At 70.5% G+C, this 18908-nt stretch carries 12 protein-coding genes; 5 read left to right on the top strand and 7 right to left on the bottom strand.

What is annotated here, in order from left to right:
- Window positions 1-65 precede the first annotated feature (65 nt).
- From I5071_RS12190 to I5071_RS12180, 3 genes are all read left to right on the top strand, one after another.
- On the top strand, window positions 66-1781 hold the full coding sequence (locus I5071_RS12190) for an ABC transporter ATP-binding protein (protein ID WP_236605604.1): 1716 nt from the start codon (window positions 66-68) through the stop codon (window positions 1779-1781).
- Complete coding sequence (locus tag I5071_RS12185) at window positions 1778-3652, top strand: ABC transporter ATP-binding protein (RefSeq protein WP_236605603.1); 1875 nt, start codon at window positions 1778-1780, stop codon at window positions 3650-3652. The genes I5071_RS12190 and I5071_RS12185 overlap by 4 nt, the downstream gene beginning before the upstream one ends.
- 117 nt (window positions 3653-3769) lie before the next feature.
- The gene (locus I5071_RS12180) at window positions 3770-7777 is read left to right on the top strand and encodes a serine/threonine-protein kinase PknK (RefSeq protein ID WP_236605602.1); all 4008 of its coding nucleotides are present in this window, start codon (window positions 3770-3772) and stop codon (window positions 7775-7777) included.
- Between the two features lie 77 nt (window positions 7778-7854).
- On the opposite strand, the gene secG is transcribed toward I5071_RS12180, so the two are convergent.
- The 4 genes from secG to gap form a co-directional block, all read right to left on the bottom strand.
- Complete coding sequence (gene secG, locus I5071_RS12175) at window positions 7855-8448, bottom strand: preprotein translocase subunit SecG (RefSeq protein WP_236605601.1); 594 nt, start codon at window positions 8446-8448, stop codon at window positions 7855-7857.
- A 64-nt stretch (window positions 8449-8512) separates the two neighbouring features.
- Window positions 8513-9280, bottom strand: coding sequence for a triose-phosphate isomerase (tpiA, locus tag I5071_RS12170; RefSeq protein ID WP_236605600.1), 768 nt, complete (start codon window positions 9278-9280; stop codon window positions 8513-8515).
- Window positions 9277-10467: a phosphoglycerate kinase gene (locus tag I5071_RS12165; RefSeq protein ID WP_236605599.1), complete on the bottom strand. Its 1191-nt coding sequence runs from the start codon at window positions 10465-10467 to the stop codon at window positions 9277-9279. Before I5071_RS12165 ends, tpiA begins: the two co-directional genes overlap by 4 nt.
- A gap of 3 nt (window positions 10468-10470) precedes the next feature.
- The gene (gene gap, locus I5071_RS12160) at window positions 10471-11487 is read right to left on the bottom strand and encodes a type I glyceraldehyde-3-phosphate dehydrogenase (protein ID WP_236605598.1); all 1017 of its coding nucleotides are present in this window, start codon (window positions 11485-11487) and stop codon (window positions 10471-10473) included.
- Window positions 11488-11980: 493 nt separating this feature from the next.
- Here gap and I5071_RS12155 point away from each other — a divergent pair, with 493 nt between their 5' ends.
- Window positions 11981-13072 carry a glycosyltransferase family 2 protein gene (locus I5071_RS12155; protein ID WP_236605597.1) on the top strand — a complete coding sequence of 364 codons (1092 nt, stop codon included), beginning with the start codon at window positions 11981-11983 and terminating at the stop codon, window positions 13070-13072.
- Window positions 13073-13140: 68 nt separating this feature from the next.
- Here the strand turns inward: I5071_RS12155 and I5071_RS12150 are convergent, their stop codons facing one another.
- Both I5071_RS12150 and I5071_RS12145 read right to left on the bottom strand, forming a co-directional pair.
- On the bottom strand, window positions 13141-13344 hold the full coding sequence (locus tag I5071_RS12150) for a hypothetical protein (protein ID WP_075097958.1): 204 nt from the start codon (window positions 13342-13344) through the stop codon (window positions 13141-13143).
- A 274-nt stretch (window positions 13345-13618) separates the two neighbouring features.
- Window positions 13619-17707 (bottom strand): hypothetical protein, encoded by a 4089-nt coding sequence (locus I5071_RS12145; protein WP_236605596.1) that lies wholly within the window; start codon window positions 17705-17707, stop codon window positions 13619-13621.
- Window positions 17708-17812: 105 nt separating this feature from the next.
- Between I5071_RS12145 and I5071_RS12140 the strand changes: the two genes are divergently transcribed.
- Window positions 17813-18403 (top strand): tetratricopeptide repeat protein, encoded by a 591-nt coding sequence (locus I5071_RS12140; protein ID WP_236605595.1) that lies wholly within the window; start codon window positions 17813-17815, stop codon window positions 18401-18403.
- Here the strand turns inward: I5071_RS12140 and I5071_RS12135 are convergent.
- Window positions 18393-18845 carry a hypothetical protein gene (locus tag I5071_RS12135; RefSeq protein WP_236605594.1) on the bottom strand — a complete coding sequence of 151 codons (453 nt, stop codon included), beginning with the start codon at window positions 18843-18845 and terminating at the stop codon, window positions 18393-18395. The two genes, I5071_RS12140 and I5071_RS12135, sit on opposite strands and share 11 nt — an antisense overlap.
- Window positions 18846-18908 lie beyond the last annotated feature (63 nt).

Raw genomic sequence — 18908 nt, 5'->3', positions numbered from 1 at the left:
GACCGCGCCCCGTGGCCGGTCCCGATCAATCGACGAGCGCGCGAGCGCCAACGCTGAGCGAGACCGTGAGGCCCTACGCGAGGCGTCTCGCGTTCGGCTTCACGCTGCTCCTGCTCACGCAAGCCGCCGAGAAGGCGATCCCGTGGATGCTGCGCCTCGGGCTCGACGCGCTGCGCGCCGATCAGCTCGCCCAGGTGCAGCAGATGGCGCTCTGGGTCATCGGGCTCGCCACCGGCGCGTGGGTGGTGCGCACCGCCTCGCGCATCCAGATCTTCAACGTCGGTCGCGACGTCGAGTACGACCTCCGCAACGCGCTGCTCGAGCGACTGCACGCGCTCGGCCCCTCGTTCTTCCGGCACATGTCGGTGGGCGAGATCATGAGCCGCGCGACGAACGATCTCGCGCAGGTGCGACTGCTCGTCGGCTTCGCGGGGCTCAACGTCGTGAATTCGATCCTCGCGTTCGTCGCGGCGATCACGCTGATGTTCGCGACCTCGCCGCGCCTCACGCTGCTCGCGCTCATCCCGTACCCGTTCATCGCGCTCTCGTCGGCGGGCTTCGCGCGCGCTCTCTACAAGCGCAGCAGCGCGGCGCAGCAGGTGATCGGCAAGCTCGCGGAGCGCGTGCAGGAGGACGTCGCGGGCGCGCGCCTCGTGCGCTCGCTCGGGCTCGAGCCGCACCAGCGCGAGCGCTTCGCGAAGGTCAACGCCGAGGCGGTCGATCGCAACATGGAGCTCGTCACGCTGCGCGGGCTCATGTGGCCGGTGCTCTTCGGACTCTCGTCGATCGGCACGCTCATCGTCGTGTGGCAGGGCGGCGCGATGGTGCTCGAGGGGTCGCTCACCGTCGGCGAGTTCGCGGCGTTCAACGCGTACCTCGGTCAGCTGCTCTGGCCCACGCTGGCCTTCGGCTACATCCTCTCGATCCTCCAGCGCGGCCGCGCCTCGTATGCGCGGGTGGGCGAGATCCTCGAGAGCATGCCCGACGTGCGCGAGGCACCGGACGCGAAGCGCGCGGGGCACGAGGGCGCGCTGCGCGTCGACGGGCTCACGTTCGCGTACCAGGAGCGCCGCGTGCTCGAGGACGTCGCGTTCGAGGTGCCCGCGGGCGGTCGCCTCGCGGTCGTCGGTGCGACCGGCAGCGGCAAGAGCACGCTCGCCGCGCTCCTCCCGCGCCTCTTGCCGACCCCCGAGGGGCGCGTCTTCCTCGACGGCGACGACGTCACGCACCTGCAGCTGCGCGACCTTCGTGATCGCGTCGGCTACGCGCAGCAGGAGCCCTTCTTGTTCTCGACGACGGTCGAGAAGAACCTCGCGTTCGCGCTCGACGATCCCGATGCGCCCGAAGCGCACGAGCGCATCCGCCACGCGGCGCGCGAGGCCTGCGTGCTCGACGAGATCGAGGCGATGCCCGAGGGCTTCGCGACGGTCGTCGGCGAGCGCGGCGTGCAGCTCTCGGGCGGCCAGAAGCAGCGCCTCGCGCTCGCGCGCGCGCTCCTGAACGACCCGCGCGTGCTGGTGCTCGACGACCCGATGAGCGCCGTCGATGCGCGCACCGAGACCGCGATCCTCGAAGCACTCGAGCGCGCCGCGGAGGGGCGCACGCTGGTGCTCGTCACCCATCGCATCGCAGCGGCGGCGCGCGCCGATCGCATCGTGGTGCTCGATCACGGGCGCGTGGTGGAGCACGGCACGCACGACGAGCTCGTCGCGAAGGACGGGCTCTACGCGCGGCTCGCGGCGCGGCAGCGCCTCGAGCGGGAGATCTCGGCCCTCCAATGAGCAGCGACACCACGACGACGCGCGATCGCGTCCGTCCGCCGCTCGAGTCGGGCGGCGGCGAGAAGACTTACGACCTCGCGCTGCTGAAGCGCCTCTTGCCCTGGGCGCGCAATCACTGGGTGCTCTTCGCGATCACGTTCCTGCTCGTGCCGGTGAGCGCGATCGCGGGGCTCGTGCAGCCGCTCTTCATCCGCGATGCGATCGACGCCGCGCTCGTCGACCGCAGCGCGAGCATCCTCGGTCGCGTCACGCTCTTCTTCGGCATCGCGGTGCTCGTCGACTTCGTCGCGCGCTTCGCGCAGCAGTACGCGCTGCAGCTCGGCGGTCAGCGCACCATCGCGGATCTGCGCGCCGCGACCTACGAGAAGGTGCAGCGCCTCCCGCTCGCGTACCTCGACAAGACGCCGGTCGGTCGCGTGGTCACGCGCGTGACCAACGACTCCGACGCGATGGGCGAGCTCTTCGCATCGGGCGCGGTGCTCGCGGTCGCCGACGTCGTCATGCTCGTCGGCATCGTCTGCTTCATGCTCTACCTCGACGTGCGGCTCACGCTCGTCGTGTGCTGCGCGCTGCCTCCGCTCGCCCTCGCGGTGAACGCGATCCGCAAGCGCATGCGCGAGGCCTTCCGCGAGATCCGCGCGACCATCGCGCAGCTCAACGCGTACGTCGCGGAGCAGGTGCAGGGCATCGCGATCGTGCAGGCGTTCGGTCGCGAGCGCGACTGCCTCGGTGAGTACCGCGAGATCAACGCGCACCACCGCGACGCGAACTACCGCTCGATCCGCTACGACGCGCTGCTCTTCTCGATCGTCGAGTCGATCTCCGCGATCACCGTCGCGCTCGTGCTCTGGTACGCGTCGGTGCGGAGCGGCGTGCTCGATGCGACGTCGTCCGCGGCGTACGTCGGGACGGTCGTCGCGTTCTACGAGTACATCCAGCGCTTCTTCGTGCCGATCCGCGAGCTCTCGCAGAAGTACACGATCCTGCAGTCGTCGCTCGCGGCGTCGGAGCGCGTGTTCGCGCTGCTCGACATGGACGAGCGCGACGCGCCCGAGGGGCTCGACGTGGGCGAGGTGCCGAGCGTTCCGAGCCACGTCGCGCTCGCGTTCCGCGACGTCGAGTTCGCGTATCGCGCGGGGCATCCCGTGGTGCGCGATCTCGATCTCGACGTGCATCGCGGCGAGACCATCGCGATCGTGGGCGCGACCGGCGCCGGCAAGACCACGCTCACCGCGCTGCTGCTGCGCCTCTACGACGTCACGCGCGGGCACGTGCTCGTCGACCGCGAAGACGTGCGCGCGCTGCACGCCGACACGCTGCGCAGCCGCTTCGCGGTGGTGCCCCAGGACGTCTTCCTGTTCTCGGGGACGATCCTGGAGAACGTGAGCGCGTTCGCGGAGAGCCCCGACGTCGCGCGCGTCGAGGACGCCCTCCATCGCGTCGGCGCGTGGCCGATGGTCGAGCGCCGCGGCGGCCTCCACGTGAAGATCGACGAGCGCGGCGCGAACTTCAGCGCGGGCGAGCGACAGATGCTCGCGTTCGCGCGCGCCCTCTACCTCGATCGCCCGTACCTGATCCTCGACGAGGCCACCGCCAACGTCGACAGCGAGACCGAGGCGCGGCTCCAGCACGCCGTCGCGGCGCTGCTCCGCGGCCGTACGTCGCTGGTCATCGCGCACCGGCTCTCGACCATCCGAAATGCTGACCGGATCGTCGTTATGCACCGTGGCCGGATCGCCGAGGTCGGCACCCACGACGAGCTGATCGCGAAAGGCGGCCTCTACGCGCGCCTCCATCACCTGCAGTTCCTCGACGAGAACGAGGGCACGGTGTCGGGCGAGGGCGCCGCGGTGGCCGCCAGCGCCTCCTGATCGCATCGCACGCGACACGAGAACTGGCGATCCGCAGAGGCGTTTGCGGTATGCTCATTCGATCGGATTCGGGGGGATCGCATCGCGCGACGACCCTCGGCCGCGACCGCGCTTCCGATGCCGCCGCCCGAGCTCGCCCCCGTCGTCTACGGCAAGTACCAGCTGCTGCAGCTGCTCGCGCGCGGCGGCATGGCCGAGGTGTTCAAAGCGAAGTCCCACGGCGTCGAGGGCTTCGAGAAGATCCTCGTCATCAAGCGCATCCTGCCGGAGCTGAGCCGCAACCCTCGCTTCGTCGAGATGTTCATCAACGAGGCGAAGATCGCGGTCACGCTCTCGCACGCGAACATCGTGCAGGTGTTCGACCTCGGGCGCGCCGACGAGACCTACTTCATCGCGATGGAGTACGTCGCGGGCTACGACCTCGCGACGGTGCTGCGCCGCGGTGCGCGCTACAGGCGCCCGCTCTCGCAGGAGCTCGCGGTGTTCGTCGTCAGCGAGCTCGCGAAGGGGCTCGACTACGCGCATCGACGCCGCGACGCGAGCCTGCGCCCGCTGCACATCGTGCATCGCGACGTGTCGCCGCAGAACGTGCTGCTCTCGTTCGAAGGCGAGGTGAAGCTCACCGACTTCGGCATCGCGAAGGCGAAGACGATCGCCGACGACGCGGCCGACGAGGGCGTGCTCAAGGGCAAGTACGCGTACATGAGCCCCGAGCAGGCGCGCGGTGAGAACGTCGACTCGCGCACCGATCTCTACGCGCTCGGCATCGTGCTCTTCGAGGCGCTGAGCGGAGAGAGTCCGTTCCAGCACGAGTCGGCGTACGAGACGCTGCGCCGGGTGCGCGAGGGGGACGCGCCGCCCCTCAAGACGGTCGTGCCCGACGTGCCCGACGAGCTCGCGGCGATCGTCGATCGCGCGCTCGCGCCGCAGCCCGAGCTGCGCCACGCGAACGCGGGACGTCTGTACGAAGATCTCGTGCAGTTCCTCTACGCGAGCGGTCGCCGCGTGGGAGGGCACGACCTCGCGCGATACCTCCAGGACCTGCGCGAGGTGAGCCAGGCGCACGAGCAGGAGCGCGACGCCGCGCGCCTGCGCGCGATGTTCGACGAGGAGGGCAGCAAGGGCGCGTACGCGCCGCCGGCGACGCCGGTGCAGGTGCCGTTCTCGCGTGCCACCCGCAGCGGTCCGTCGAGCAGCGGATCGGAGTCGCAGCCGCGTCGCGGCAGCACCGGGGTCGCGCGTCCGACCGCGGAGCGTCGCGACGTCACGGTGCTCGTGATGCGCTCGGAGTCGGCGTCGTTCGTCGCCGACGAGGTCGTCGAGCGGCTCGCGCGTCGTTACGGCGGCGTGCGCATCGACGAGCCCCCGCGCGCGCTCGACGTGCCCGCGGTCGCGCTGCTCTTCGGCGTGCGCGACCCCGACGGGCGCGACTCGGAGTCGGCGGCGCGGTGCGCGCTGCGCCTCGTGCGCGCGGCCGCGACCGGCACGCAGACCGGCACGCCCGACGTGCCGGTGCAGATCGCGATCGACTGCGGGCGCATCCTCGTCGATCTCGCGGGCGAGCCCATTCGCGACGAGGCCTTCGAGCGGCTGCTCGACAGCACGCGCACGCTCGCATCGCGCGCGGCGACGCGGCAGGTCCTCGTCTCGCCCGCGGCCCAGCGCATCATCGCGGGCCTCTTCCTCACGCTGCCTCACGGCGACGGCGACGATCCGCCGCACCTGCTCGAGGAAGAGCGCGATCTCCCCGACGCATCGGGCAAGTTCGTCGGGCGCCGCGAAGAGCTGCGGCAGATGGGCGAGATCCTCGCGCTCGCGAACCGCGGCAAGCTCAAGATGCTCGGCCTCGCGGGCGAAGCGGGCGTCGGCAAGACGCGCCTGCTGCTCGAGACGCGCCGTCGCCTGAAGCTCGGCGGCCACGACGTCGGCATGTACATCGCGACGTGCGCGCGCCACGGACGCACCGTGCCGCTCTCGGGCATCACCGAGATCATGCGTGTGGTGCTCGGCGTCGACGAGTTCGAGCCCGATCACGAGCGCGACGCGAAGGTCGGACGACTGCGTGAGCTCGGTCTCGTGCAGCAGGACGTCGCCGCGATCGGCGCGGCGCTCGGCGCAGGACCGCTGCCCGAGGGATCCGATCCGCTGGTGCGCGCGCTACGCCCCGCGATCGGGCGCGTCGCGCTGAAGCTCGCGCAGGATCGCCTGACCGTGTTCGCGTTCGACTCCGCGGAGTCGCTCGACGACGAGTCGCAGATGCTGCTCGACGCGCTGATCCGCGACGGACGCGAGGCGCGCATCGCCGTGGTGCTCGCGTACCGCCCGGGCTTCGTGCACGGATGGCAGGGCGCGCCGACGTACCACGAGCTCACGATCGGACCGATGAGCGACGACGACATCGCGCGGCTCACCGCGACGCGCCTCGCCGCGGAAGAGGTGCCGATCGATCTGCTGCGCGAGGTGACCGGCAAGAGCGCGGGCAACCCGCTCTACGTCGAGGAGTACGTGAAGGCGCTCACCGACGCGGGCGCCGTCGAGATCCGCTCGGGGCGCGTGATCTACCGGCCCGAGGTCGCCGAGGTCGAGGTCCCGAAGACGCTCCGCGGCATCGTCGGAGCGCGCCTCTCGCGGCTCGGCGTCGCGGACCGCCACTTCCTGCAGATCGCCGCGGTCGCGGGCGCGCGCTTCCACGCCGAGCTCGTCGCGGACGTCGCGGGCGAAGAGGTCGCGGTCGTGAGCGAGGCGTTCGCGGTGCTCGAGGGGCGCGGCCTCGTCGCCCGTGCAGGCGCGACCGAGCTCGCGTTCGCGCACGATCTCGTCGGCGAGGTGCTGCGCGAAGGGCTGACCCTCGAGACGCGACGCGAGATCCACGGCGCCGTCGCGGCATCGCTGGAGCGCCTCCATCCGCAGCGCCTCGACGAGCTCGCGGAGCGGCTCGCGTCGCACTGGCGCGAGGCCGGTGATCGCGCGAAGGCCGTCGAGTACCTGGTGCGCGCGGGCGATCGCATGGTCGCCGAGCTCGCGCACGAAGGCGCGGTGCAGGCGTTCGAGCGCGCGATCGATCTGCTCTCGCAGATGGCGGTGCCGGATCGCGAGCGCATGCTCGCCCTCTACAAGCGCATCGGCGAGCTGTGCTGGAAGGCGCGCGCGCTCGACCGCGGCATCACGCGCATGGCGAGCGGCGTCGAGCTCGCGGAGGCGCTCGATCGGCGCGACTGGATCGCGCGCCTCTCGCTGTTGCGCGGCCGACTGCTGGTCGCGGCCCACCGTGTCGACGAAGGGCGGCGTTGGCTCGATCGCGCGGGCGACATCGCGCGTCAGCTCGACGATCGCGCGCTCTTCCGCGACATCGTCCTCGCGACCGCGGAGTCGTGCATGCGCCTCGGCGATCACCGCGGTGGCATCCACTTCTTCGAGCAGGCGCTCACGCTCTCGCGCGAGACGTCGGACGTCGAGGCCCAGGTGCGCTGCCTCGTGCCGCTCGCGCTCGCGTACTCGTCGACCGGCAACCGTCAGGCGGCGCTCGGTGCGCTCGCGGAGGCGCGGCGGCTCACCGAGGCGCGCATCGATCGCTTCACCGAGTGCGAGCTCTTGAAGATGGAGTCGCTCGTGCACTTCTTCGCGCGCGACTACGCGGCGTCGATCGAAGTGGGCGAGCGCGCGCTCGAGCTCGCGAAGGAGTACGGCTTCACCTACGAGGCCGCGGTCAACGCGCACAACGTCGGTGAGGCGCACCTCCGGCTCGGCGACTACAAGCGCGCGTTCGCGTCGCTGCGCTACTCGTACGAGCTCGCGCGCGATCACGGCTACGAGAGCCTGATGATGGGCGACATGCGCATCCTCGGGTTCATCGACGCGATGCGCTTCGGGAGCGAAGAAGGGCGTCGCCACGTGGTCGACGCCAACGACTTCGCGGATGCGCGCGGGCTCGTCTGGGACCTCGTGCAAGGTCGCTACTACCTCGCGATGATCGACCAGGCGCGCGGTGAGCCCGAGGAGGCGAGGGCGGCGCTGCGCGAGGTGCTGCGGCTCGCCGCGGAGCACGGGCACGCGGACTACATGCAGGCCGCGGAGCGCGCGCTGATCGCGCTCGAGTCGTCGCGTCCCATTCCGATGCCCGACTGAACGGGCTGCGCGGGGACGGAACGCGAACGGCGCCAGCTCTCTCGAGCTGACGCCGTCGTTTCGGGCGCGCGAACCGTTCAGGGCGTCGCGGGCTGCTCTGCGGCAGGCTGCTCGGCCGCAGGGGCCGCGGGCGCGGGCTCTGCCGCCGGCGCGGGCTCCGCAGCGGGCTCGGCCGCAGGCGCTTCCGCGCTCGGGGCGATCGCCGTCGGCGACGCCGCCGCGGGATCCGAGCTGCCCTCGCTCGGCGCGACCTCCATCGGCTGGCCGGTCTGGGGATCACCCTCGAGCCCGTCGGGGTCGACCGTGTCCTCGGTCGGCACGCCCTCGGCCGCCGCCGGGGTCTCGCCCGCCTCGGGCGCGGGCTCGCCGGGCTCTTCCTCGGCCGTCACCTCGGCGCTCTGACGCTCTTCGATCTCGCGCGTCACGTCCTCGAGGGTCGAGTCGCTGCCCGACGACATGTACGCGAGCAGCGCGCTGAGCACCATGAACAGCCCCGCGCAGATCGAGGTGATCCGCGTGAGGATGTTGCCTGCGCCCGCACCGCCGAAGACGGTCTGGCTGCTGCCACCGAACGCCGAGCCCATGCCGCCGCCGCGCCCCTGCTGGAGCAGCACGACGAAGATCAGGAACGCGCAGACGAGGCAGTAGAGGATCGACACGAAGAGATACATCGACAGGGCTCCCAGACCGACGGACGGCCGAACATAGCAGGGTCAGGCGTGCGTTCCAGCTTCCTCACGAAGCGGGCAGGGCACCCTTCACGATCGCGAGGAACGAGTCGGCCTTGAGCGAGGCGCCGCCGACCAGCGCGCCGTCCACGTCCGGCTGCGCCATCAGCTCCGCGGCGTTGTCCGGCTTCACACTGCCGCCGTAGAGGATCCGCGTCTTCTGCGCCGCGCCCGCATCGATCCGCTCGCTCATCCGCGCGCGGATCGCCGCCTGGACCTCCTGCGCGTCCGACGACTTCGCGACCTTCCCGGTCCCGATCGCCCACACCGGCTCGTACGCGATCACGATCCCGGCGAGCGCGTCCTTCGTGATCCCGGCGAGCGCCGCGTCGATCTGCCCGAGCACCACGTCGAGCGTGCGCCCGGCCTCGCGCTCCTCGAGCGTCTCGCCCACGCACACGATCGGCACGAGCCCGTGCTTCAGCGCCGCACCGAGCCTCTTGCTCACGCGATCGTCGGTCTCGCCGAAGAGCTGACGCCGCTCCGAGTGCCCGATGATCACGTGGGTGCAGCCGACGTCCTTGAGGAGCGGCGCCGAGACCTCGCCCGTGAACGCGCCCGAGTCGTCCCAGTGCAGGTTCTGCGCGCTCAGGCCGATCGGCGTGCCCGCGATCGCGCCGCGCACGACGTCGAGCGACGTGAACACCGGCGCGATCACCACCTCGACCTGCGACGACGGAAGCCCCGCCGCGATCGCCTTCGCGAGCTCGACGCTCGCCGCACGATCGTGGTGGAGCTTCCAGTTGCCCGCGACGAGCTTCTTCCGCGCGCTCATCGCAGCGCGTCCACGCCCGGCAGCTTGCGTCCCTCGAGCAGCTCGAGCGACGCGCCACCGCCCGTCGAGACGTGCCCGAACTTGTCGGCGAGCCCGGTCTCCTGCACCGCCGCGACGCTGTCGCCACCGCCGACGACCGTGAACGCGCCCGAGAGCTCGCTCATCGTCTTCGCGATCCCGCGCGTGCCCGCCGCGAACGCCTCGTTCTCGAACAGACCCATCGGGCCGTTCCAGAACACCGTCTTCGCGCTGCGCAGCTTCTTCGAGAACGCCTCGAGGCTCTTCGGCCCGATGTCGAGCGCCATCTCGTTCTCGCCGATCTCGTCGGGCAGCGCGACCCGCCCCGACGTCGCGTCGAGCCCGGTCCCGACCACGAAGTCGTCGGGGAGCAGCAGGTCCACCTTGCGCTCACCCGCGCGCGTCATGATCGTGCGCGCGAGCGCGAGCTTGTCCTGCTCGACGAGGCTCTTGCCCATCGACGCGCCCTTGGCCGCGAGGAACGTGTTCGCCATCGCGCCGCCGATGATCAGCGCGTCCACCTTCTGCAGCAGCGCCTCGAGCACCGCGAGCTTGTCGCTCACCTTCGCGCCGCCGAGCACCGCGACGTAGGGCCGCTGCACCTCGCCCTTGCTGATCTTCCCGAGCGCGTCGAGCTCGGCCTCCATCAGGAAGCCCGCGCCGCGATCGCGGATCAGCTTCGGCAGCGCCGCGACCGACGCGTGCGCGCGATGCGCCGCACCGAACGCGTCGTTCACGTACACGTCGCCGAGCTTCGCGAGCTCCGCCGCGAACTGCGCGTCGTTCTTCTCCTCCTCCGCATGGAAGCGGAGGTTCTCGAGGCAGGCGATCTGCCCCTCGCGGAGATCCTGCACGACCTTGCGCGGACCATCGCCCACGCAGTCGTCGGCGAGCAGCACCTCGACGCCCATCAGCTCCGCCAGCTTCTGCGCCGCGGGCTCCATCGAGTACTTCGGATCGGGCGCGCCCTTCGGACGCCCGAGGTGCGACGCGATCACCACGCGCGCACCGCGCTCGAGGAGATGTCGCAGCGTCGGGATCGCCGCGCGGATGCGCGTGTCGTCGCCGACCTTGCCTCCCTCGAGCGGCACGTTGAAGTCGACGCGCACGAACACGCGCCGTCCTTCGACCGGAAGATCACGAACGCTGCGAATCCCCTCGAGCGACATGGGTCAGGCGCCCTTCTTCGCGATGAGCGCGGTGAGGTCGACCATGCGGTGCGAGAAGCCCCACTCGTTGTCGTACCAGCTGTGCACCTCGACGAGGTCGTCACCGACCACCGAGGTCTGCGCCGCGTCGACGATCGAGCTGCGCGGATCGCCGATGTAGTCGCTCGACACGAGCTCGGCCCGCTCGAAGCCGAGGATGCCCTTGAGCGCGCCCTTCGACGCCGCCTCGAGCGCCGCGTTCACTTCTTCCTTCGTCACCTTCTTGCTCACGTGCGCGGTGAGGCAGGTGAGCGAGACGTTCGGCGTGGGGACGCGGATCGACGTGCCGTCGAGCTTGCCCTTGAGCTCGGGGAGCACGAGGCCGATCGCCTTCGCGGCGCCGGTCGTCGACGGGATCATCGAGAGCGCGGCCGCGCGCGCGCGACGCAGATCCTTGTGCGGGAGGTCCAGCAGGTTCTGGTCGTTCGTGTACGAGTGGACCGTGACCATGTGGCCCTTGATCACGCCGAACGCCTCGTGGATCACCTTCGTGATCGGCGCGAGGCAGTTCGTCGTGCACGACGCGTTCGACACGATGCGGTGCTTGCTCGGGTCGTACTTGTCGCTGTTGATCCCGATGCAGAACGTCCCGTCGATGTCCTTCTCGCCGGGCGCGCTGATGACCACGCGCTTCGCGCCCGCCGCGATGTGCTTCTCGCCGCCCGCCTTGTCGCGGAAGCGGCCCGTGCACTCGAGCACGATGTCGACGCCGAGGTCCTTCCACGGAAGCTCGGCGGGATCCTTCTTCGCGTAGATCGGGATCTTCTTGCCGTTGATCGAGATCGAGTCGCTGCCCGCCTCGACGTCCGCGTCGAACCGACGGTGCACCGAGTCGTACTTGAGCAGGTGCGCGAGCGTCGCGGGGTCGGTGAGGTCGTTGATCGCGACCAGCTCGAGGTCCGCGTTCTTGGTGTCCACGAGGACGCGCGTGACGCAACGTCCGATTCGGCCGAAGCCGTTGATCGCGATGCGGGTCGCCATGATTCGACTCCTGTCTTCCTTCCGGATGCCTCTTCGATCCCTCGCGCGTCGCTCTCGAAACGAACGTCGAGAAGGGCTCGATCGGCGCGCGAAATGCCGGGATCCCCGAAGGGGCGCGGAATCTAGCCCTCGCCCTTCGGCGCGGTCAAGGTAGGCCCCGAGGCCGCGTAGCCCACTCCTCGCGTGCCACGACGCCTCTCGATCGTGGCGCCCGAGCCACGGGCGTGCGCGATGCGAGGCGCGCGCGTGGCCCCTGTTTCCGGGGCTTGCGATTGCGCACGGCGTGCTGCGCGTGCCGCATCGTGGACGCGCGCTCGGGAACGCGACGAGGCCTGGCGCTTGCTCTGCTGACCGCCCGTGGTCGCGCAAGAAGCCCATGTGGCGTCGATGCGAGGGTGACTCCGGCGCGATACGTGCCCACCTGACGTGGAGGACGAGGGGCGCGCTGGGCGAGCGGCGCGATCCGTGAAGGACGCGGAGGAGGAGTTTGCGCGTGATTCCGTTCGAGCTGACGATCGTCGTGCTCAACTACCGGACGCCCGAGCTCACGCTCGATTGCGTCGCGTCACTCGCGCCGCAGATCGGTGCGCGCCGCCGCGTCCTGGTCGTCGACAACGCGTCGGCCGACGGCTCGGCGGATCGCATCGAGCGTGCGATCGAAGAGCGAGGTTGGGGCGAGTGGGCGCAGGTGCTGCGCTCTCCGATCAACGGAGGCTTCGCCGCGGGCAACAACTTCGGGCTGCGTCATGCGCGGGTGCACTGTCCCGCCGAGGCGTACGTGCTGCTCAACAGCGACACCGTCGTCTCGGAGGGCGCGCTCGACGCGCTCGTCGCGGGCATGCGCGCGCATCCCGAGGCCGGCCTGGTCGGACCGCGATTCGACACCGCGGACGGCGAGCTCGACGTGAGCGCCTTCCGCGATCACACGCCGATCTCGGAGCTCGAGGTCGCGGCGAGCACCGGCATCGTGTCGCGACTCTTGTCGCGGGTGCGCGTGCCCACGCCGGTCGCGAGCGCGGAGCGTCCGTTCTATCCGCAGTGGCTCGGCTTCGCGTGCGTGCTGGTGCGCCGCGAGGTGCTCGCGGAGATCGGCGGGCTCGACGAGGGCTTCTTCATGTACTTCGAGGACGCCGACTACTGCCGTCGGGTGCGCGCCGCGGGGTGGAAGATGCTCTACTGGCCGAGCGCGCGCGTGATCCACCTCGGCGGTGGCTCGTCGGGCTTCTCGACGCGCGAGGGCATGCCGAAGCGCCTGCCTCGCTACTACTTCGAGTCGCGCGCGCGTTACTTCGCGCGGCACCACGGCCGGACCGGCCCGCTCCGCGCGAACCTCGCGTGGATGACCGGCGCCGCGCTCGCAACGTCGCGCGCGCTGCTCGGTCAGCGCGGCTTCGCGCCGCCGCTCGAGACGGTGCGCGATCTCTGGACCGCGACCTTCTCGTTGCGACCGCGCGTCGTCACGACGCTGCCTCCCACCCACGAGCCGGCGCGGCTCCGTGCGAACGCGTCGCTCCTCGAGCTCGACGATCCCGCGCGCTCGCCGCACGGGACGTACACGAGCGCGCGCCTGGCGCGAGTCGGCTGACGGAACGAAGAAGGGAGCCCGTGGGCTCCCTTCGTCATCACTCCCTCGCGGGGATCACGTGCCGAGCGTCACTCGGCCGCCGCGATCTCTTCCGACGGAGCCTCTTCGCGCAGATCGGTGGTCACCAGGGCGAGCATCTCGGTCGCGAACGCGACGATGTCGGAGCGGCTGTAGCCGCTGCTCTTGAGCTCGCGGAACACCGACTTCGCGAGGATGCGCAGCGCGCGCGGGCCCTGCTGTTGGGGGGCGCTGCTGGCGGTCGGCTGGCTCATGAAGTCTTCGTCCTCCTCGGCGGCCCCCTTCAGCACCGTACGTGCCACGGGGGTTGGAAACGCGATGCGCGTGTGTTTTCAGCTACTTAGAGTCAGTATTCATCCGGCCGACCGGCCGGTTTCAGTGCGGCTGCGTACCAGGCTTCGCATCCGGCGGCGAGATCGCTGCGCAGCGAGCTACGCACCCGGACCGAGTGCGCAGCGGCCTGTGCAGACTCTCGGGTGATCCGCGCGCTCCCGTCCGGGACCTGCGGAACGAGCACTCCGGCAGGGCTCACCCGCGCGTCGCTTCGTCGTGCTCGGTCTTGTCGGACTCGCCCGCCGCGTCGCTCGCCGGGGCCTCGCCCTCGGGCGGCTCCGGGGCCTCGAGCGCATCGGCGTGCGACGACGTGAGCCGCGCTTCGACGTAGAGCCGCATGTTGTCGAGCGCCTCGCTGTACTCGCCCTGCGAGTCGCGCGAGCGCGCGAGGAAGTAGAACACCTCGGGGTGCGAGGTGACGTAGTCCTCGTCGGTGCGGATCAGATCGTCGAACTGCTCCGCGGCCGCGCGGTACTGCGCGAACGATCCCTCGGCCGCCTTGTAGAGCAGGTAGCCGTAGAGGAAGCGCATCGCCGGCCCGCTGTGCATGCGGAGCGGCGCCGGGATGTCCTCCATCGCGCTCAGCGCCGCGCCCCACTGCGCGCGATCGATCGCCGATCGCACGCGCTCGAAGCCGCGCACCAGCTGCTCGGCGCTCGCGCGATCCATCTCGGGGCCCGGCATCGGCTCCTCGATGCGCACCCGCGGCTCGTGCTCGCTCGAGAGCAAATACGTCAGCACCTCGAGCGCCACCGCGGTCTCGCGTGCGCGCCCCGCCTGCTGCGAGAGCTCGATGAAGTGCGCCGCGACCTCGTAGCGCCCGTGGCCGATGAGCGACATCGCGAGCTCCGCGAGGTTGCGCGCGCGCTCGTCGCCTTCGCCGAAGCCGCGCACGTGATCCTCGAGCCGACCGAACGGCCACTCGGGCGAGTAGATCGTCGCGAGGTAGCCCTCGAAGCGCTCGAAGCCGATCAGGTCGCGCGGCGCCGCGAACTCGATGCGCGCGTTGTCGTCGGTGTTGAGCACCACCGGCTCGCGCACGCAGCCCGGGGCCTCGCAGGTGCCGGTGTTCGTCGACGCGTAGTCGACGTGCCACGCGCCGCCGCGCTGGCGACGCTCGAGCTGCGTGTAGACCTCGACCTCGTCCTTCGACGAGAGCAGCACGCGCGCGAGCATGTCGAAGGGCGCGTGCAGGTACGCGCGCTCGAGCTGGTCGTGCACCGTCATGCGGTCCGCGACCTGCGGCGTCTCCCACACCCGCTGCATGCGCTCGAGATCGAACGTGAGCGGCGCGTCCGATCCGAGCATCACGGTGTCGCTCGAGCGATCGTCCGCCGCGAGCACCACGACGTAGCGGTACTGCGACGCGAACGTCCGGTAGATCGTCTTGATGTTCTCCGGGCTCATCTCGTAGAGCTGCACCCACTGGCAGTAGATGCCGCCCGGACGGAGCCGGCGCTTCGTGATGCGGAAGTGATCGACCGTGAAGAGATCGCTGACGCCGGTGATCCAGGGGTTCGACGGCTCGCTGATGATCACGTCGTACTGGCGATCGGTCGACGCGAGGTAGTTGCGCCCGTCGTCGTTGATGATCTCGAGGCGATCCATCTCGACGTAGGGGAACGTCTCGCGCGTGTACTCGAGGAAGTTCACGTCCTGGAAGAAGCGCGCGGCCTCGGGGATCGCGCGCTCGAGCTCGATCACGTCGACGGTGCGCACCGGGAACGAGAGCGCGGTGCCGACGCTGACGCCCGAGCCGAAGCCGACGACCGCGACGTCGAGATCCTGCGGGCCGTTCTGGTGCATCAGCAGCGGGTAGGCCGCGACCGTGATCTGCGTCGGCATGTCGTCGCCGTTCGAGGCGTCGACCTTGCCGTTGTTCTTCAGCGCGTAGTGCCGTCCCCAGCGCTCGACCGAGACCGTGGTGCTCAGACCGTCGTGGTAGTAGACGAGGTCGGGCTGACCCCACGACTCGGGATCGAGCATCCCTTCGGCGAGCGACACGCGGAACACGCCGAGCGTCATCTGGGTGAGGTTCCACCGCATGATCGAGTCGGGGCGGTGGGTGCCCACGTAGAGCAGCGCGAGCAGCGCCGGGATCGCGGGCGAGAGCACGTAGACCGTCACCGCGTGCCACGTGGGCAGCTCGGCCGACGTCGGCGGCTTCGCGTCGCGATCGCTGCGATCGCGCTCGGAGACGCGCAGCAGGCCCCAGAGACCGACGATCAAGAGCGCCGTCGCGCCCGCGCCCAGGCCGATCGCGGTGCGGATCGCCGCGTCGTCACCGACCAGCCAGAGGCCCACACCGGTCGCGGCCCCGAGGATCACGAGCGGCACGATCAGCGACACGATCGGCGAGATCTTCGTGCGCGGCTTCGCCTTGTCCGCCTCGGTCTCGACGTCGGGCTCCGCCGCGCCCGCGATCAGCATGCCGAGCGCGAGCAGCATGTTGAGCGCGATGCCGATGTGCAGCGTGCGCTCCATGCCGACGAGCGGCAGCAGCACGAAGCCGGGCAGCCACGAGCCCACGATCGAGCCCAGCGTGTTGCCGGTGTAGACGGTCGCGACGTCGCGCGCGACGCCGCTGCCGCCTGCGGTCCACACGCGCAGCGTGAGCGGGAACATCGCGCCCATGCCCAGCGTCGCCGGCAGCGTGCAGAGCGCCGCCGTGAAGAACATGAAGAACTGCACCGTGCCGACGTGATCGGGCAGCTCGCCGATCGACACGACGAGCTGCGCGAACGCGTACGGGATCTCGTCCTGCCACACGTACGAGACCGTCGTCGCGCCCGCGATCAGCAGCTGGATGATCGCGAGCAGCAGCACCGGATGACGGCGCAGCGTGATCGCGCAGCCGAGCATGATGCAGAGCGCCGCGACGACCGACGCGAGGATCTTCGGCAGGTAGCCGTACGAGAAGTACGCCGCGTTGAGGATCGCGCAGGTCAGCGGGACCAGCAGCATGATCACGCCGGGCGCGGCGAACGCGTCGGGACGCTTCGTGCGCACCTCCGCCATCTCGACCAGCGTCTGCTCCTGCTGCGCCTTGCGGATCCCGTAGACCGCGACGAGCACGATCAGCGCGAGGGGGAACGCGGAGACGATCAGCCACGTGCTGACGTCGCCCCCGTGCATGTGGCCCTCGCCGAGCTGGATGTCGATCGCCCAGGGCGCCATCGCGATCAGCGTCAGGATCGACGCCGCGACGCCGATGCCGCCGAGCGGTCCGCGACCGCGCGACATCAGCGCGCTCATCGCCGCCGATCCGCTCGCGATGCCGATGAGGAACGTCTCGAGGATCAGCGCGAACGAGTAGATCGACGAGCCGATCGTCATCGCGAGCGCGCGCGACCACACGACCTCGTAACAGAGCGCCGCCGCGCCGCTCAGCGCGAACGCGAGGAACGCCATCTTGCGCGCGATCGGCGGGATCCAGACCTCGCGCTCCGCGCTCGTCACCGGCGCGTCGACCTTCGCCGCGGCCTCGGAGGTCTTCTTCTTTTTCTTCTTCGCCGCGGTCTCCGGCTCGGGCTCGCTCACCACGACCGGGGCCGGCACCGGATCGTCGGCCACCGGCTCCTTGCCGGGCAGGAACTCGATCTTCTCGCCGCTGCCCCACTTGCTGCCGATCAGCGGCTCGCGGAACGCGAAGATCAGCGCGGCGAGCGTCAGGTTCAGCGAGCACGCGACCACGTTCGTGATCGCCAGGCCGACGCTCGGCATCAGCACGAACGCCGAGAGCAGCGGGCCGCACGCCGCGCCGAACGTGTTCACCGAGTAGAGCGTGCCGACGTACGAGCTGACGACCTCGGGGTCCTTCTCGGTGCGCGCGAAGTGCTGCGAGAGCAGCGGCAGCGAGGTGCCCATCAGCGTCGTGGGCACCAGCAGGATCGGCACGACGCAGAGGAAGCGCGCGATCATGAACGTCGTGCTCTCGGCGCCCAGCGACTGCCGGAGGAACGCGTTCACGTCGGCGAGCCAACCGTCCGACGCGACCATGAACGGGATCAGCAGGCCCCAGATCGCCACGCCGATCTCGGCGATCGCATAGGCGTAGATCGGGTGCTTGATGCGATGCGCGAAGCGCCCCGCGATCCACGTGCCCAGGCCGAGGCCCGCCATGAACACCGTGAGCACCGTGCTGATCGCGACCGAGGTCGCGCCGAACACGTGGTGCAGCATGCGGGTCCAGATCGTCTGGAAGATCAGGCTCGACGCGCCCGACAGGACGAACGCCACGTAGGGCGCGATGCGCTTCTGATCGATCAAGGCACGACGGTTCACGGGCGCTCCGGGCGAAAAATCGGCGGCAGTATAGACAGAGCACACGCCCGTCGCGACCCGGGGGCACGGGCGGGCAGGGCGTGTCATCACGGGCAGGTGCTCCGCGTGATCGCAGCGCTCGTCCTGATCGCGATCGCGCCTGCTCGGATCGAGGCACAGCGCGACATGCGCGCGTCGCGCGAGGAGATCGCCGCCCAGTACCGTGCGCAGGGCGATTCGCTGCGCGCGGCGGGAGATCGAGGCTCGGCGATCGGGTGGTATCGCGACGCGATCGCTGCCGATCCCGACGACGCGCTCTCGTACGAGCGGCTGGGGCGCGTCTTCCTCGAGCGCGAGGCGCTCGGCGATGCGCGCAGCGCGTTCGAGGCCGGCGTGACGCGACGCCCCGATCACGGCCCGCTGTGGATCGGCCTCGCCGAGACCCTCGAGCGGATGGGCGCGATGGACGAGGCGGCGCGCGCGATGCGTGAGCTGACGCGCAGGACGCCCGACGATCCCGACGCGTGGCGGGCCCGCGCCGCGCTCGCGATGCGGCGCGGCGCGTGGAGCGAGGCGCTCGCGTGTTACCGCCGCATCGGCGACGACGAAGCGCAGCGCAACGTGATCGCGCTGCGCTTCCTGGTGGGCACGAACGATCCGGTGCGCCGCTGCGATCCGCGCAGCGAGGTGCGGAGAGCGCTCTGCGCTAGGCGGTGATCGCGCGGACCAGCCGTGCCGCCGCGAACGCCGCGGGGACCACCTGCAGGATGCCGGTCGCCTCGAAGAAGCAGTCGTTCGGCAGCTCGTAGGTCGGCGGCGGGAAGAGCGTGTGCATCGTCGACGCGGACGCGCCGCCGAAGTAGAGGACGTTCTTGATCACGTGGTTGTAGAGCCCCTCGAACGCGCCGATCATCAGCACCGGGATCGCCGCCGTGGTCAGCACGAAGACCCACCACGCGACACGGCCGGCGAGCGTCTCGCGCGCGGCGAGACGCAGCGCGATCGCCATCACGCTCGCCGCGACCAGGCTCACGAAGACGGCGTGGTGTCGCCACGGCGTCGCGTAGACCCACGCGCCGTAGACGTGATGGATGCTGGTGAGGAGGAGGGTGAGGTACGCGGGGCGCGCGATGCGCGCGCCGATCAGCACATTCGTCATGCGTCGACCGTGGTGGTGACGAGGGCGTGCTCGCCATCGATCGCCCCGCGCGTTCCTGGACAC

Origin of the sequence: Sandaracinus amylolyticus (assembly GCF_021631985.1) — a bacterium.
Taxonomy (GTDB): Bacteria; Myxococcota_A; Polyangia; order Polyangiales; family Sandaracinaceae; genus Sandaracinus; species Sandaracinus amylolyticus_A.
Note: the sequence above shows the minus strand (reverse complement) of the source record. Positions and strands in the feature narration are given on the sequence as shown.

What these genes read in the sequence shown, in the direction of transcription:
- I5071_RS12185 (WP_236605603.1), top strand. Translation starts at nt 1,778, where the DNA reads ATGAGCAGCGACACCACGACGACGCGCGATCGCGTCCGTCCGCCGCTC.
- I5071_RS12180 (WP_236605602.1), top strand. Translation starts at nt 3,770, where the DNA reads ATGCCGCCGCCCGAGCTCGCCCCCGTCGTCTACGGCAAGTACCAGCTG.
- secG (WP_236605601.1), bottom strand. Translation starts at nt 8,448, where the DNA reads ATGTATCTCTTCGTGTCGATCCTCTACTGCCTCGTCTGCGCGTTCCTG.
- tpiA (WP_236605600.1), bottom strand. Translation starts at nt 9,280, where the DNA reads ATGAGCGCGCGGAAGAAGCTCGTCGCGGGCAACTGGAAGCTCCACCAC.
- I5071_RS12165 (WP_236605599.1), bottom strand. Translation starts at nt 10,467, where the DNA reads ATGTCGCTCGAGGGGATTCGCAGCGTTCGTGATCTTCCGGTCGAAGGA.
- gap (WP_236605598.1), bottom strand. Translation starts at nt 11,487, where the DNA reads ATGGCGACCCGCATCGCGATCAACGGCTTCGGCCGAATCGGACGTTGC.
- I5071_RS12150 (WP_075097958.1), bottom strand. Translation starts at nt 13,344, where the DNA reads ATGAGCCAGCCGACCGCCAGCAGCGCCCCCCAACAGCAGGGCCCGCGC.
- I5071_RS12135 (WP_236605594.1), bottom strand. Translation starts at nt 18,845, where the DNA reads ATGACGAATGTGCTGATCGGCGCGCGCATCGCGCGCCCCGCGTACCTC.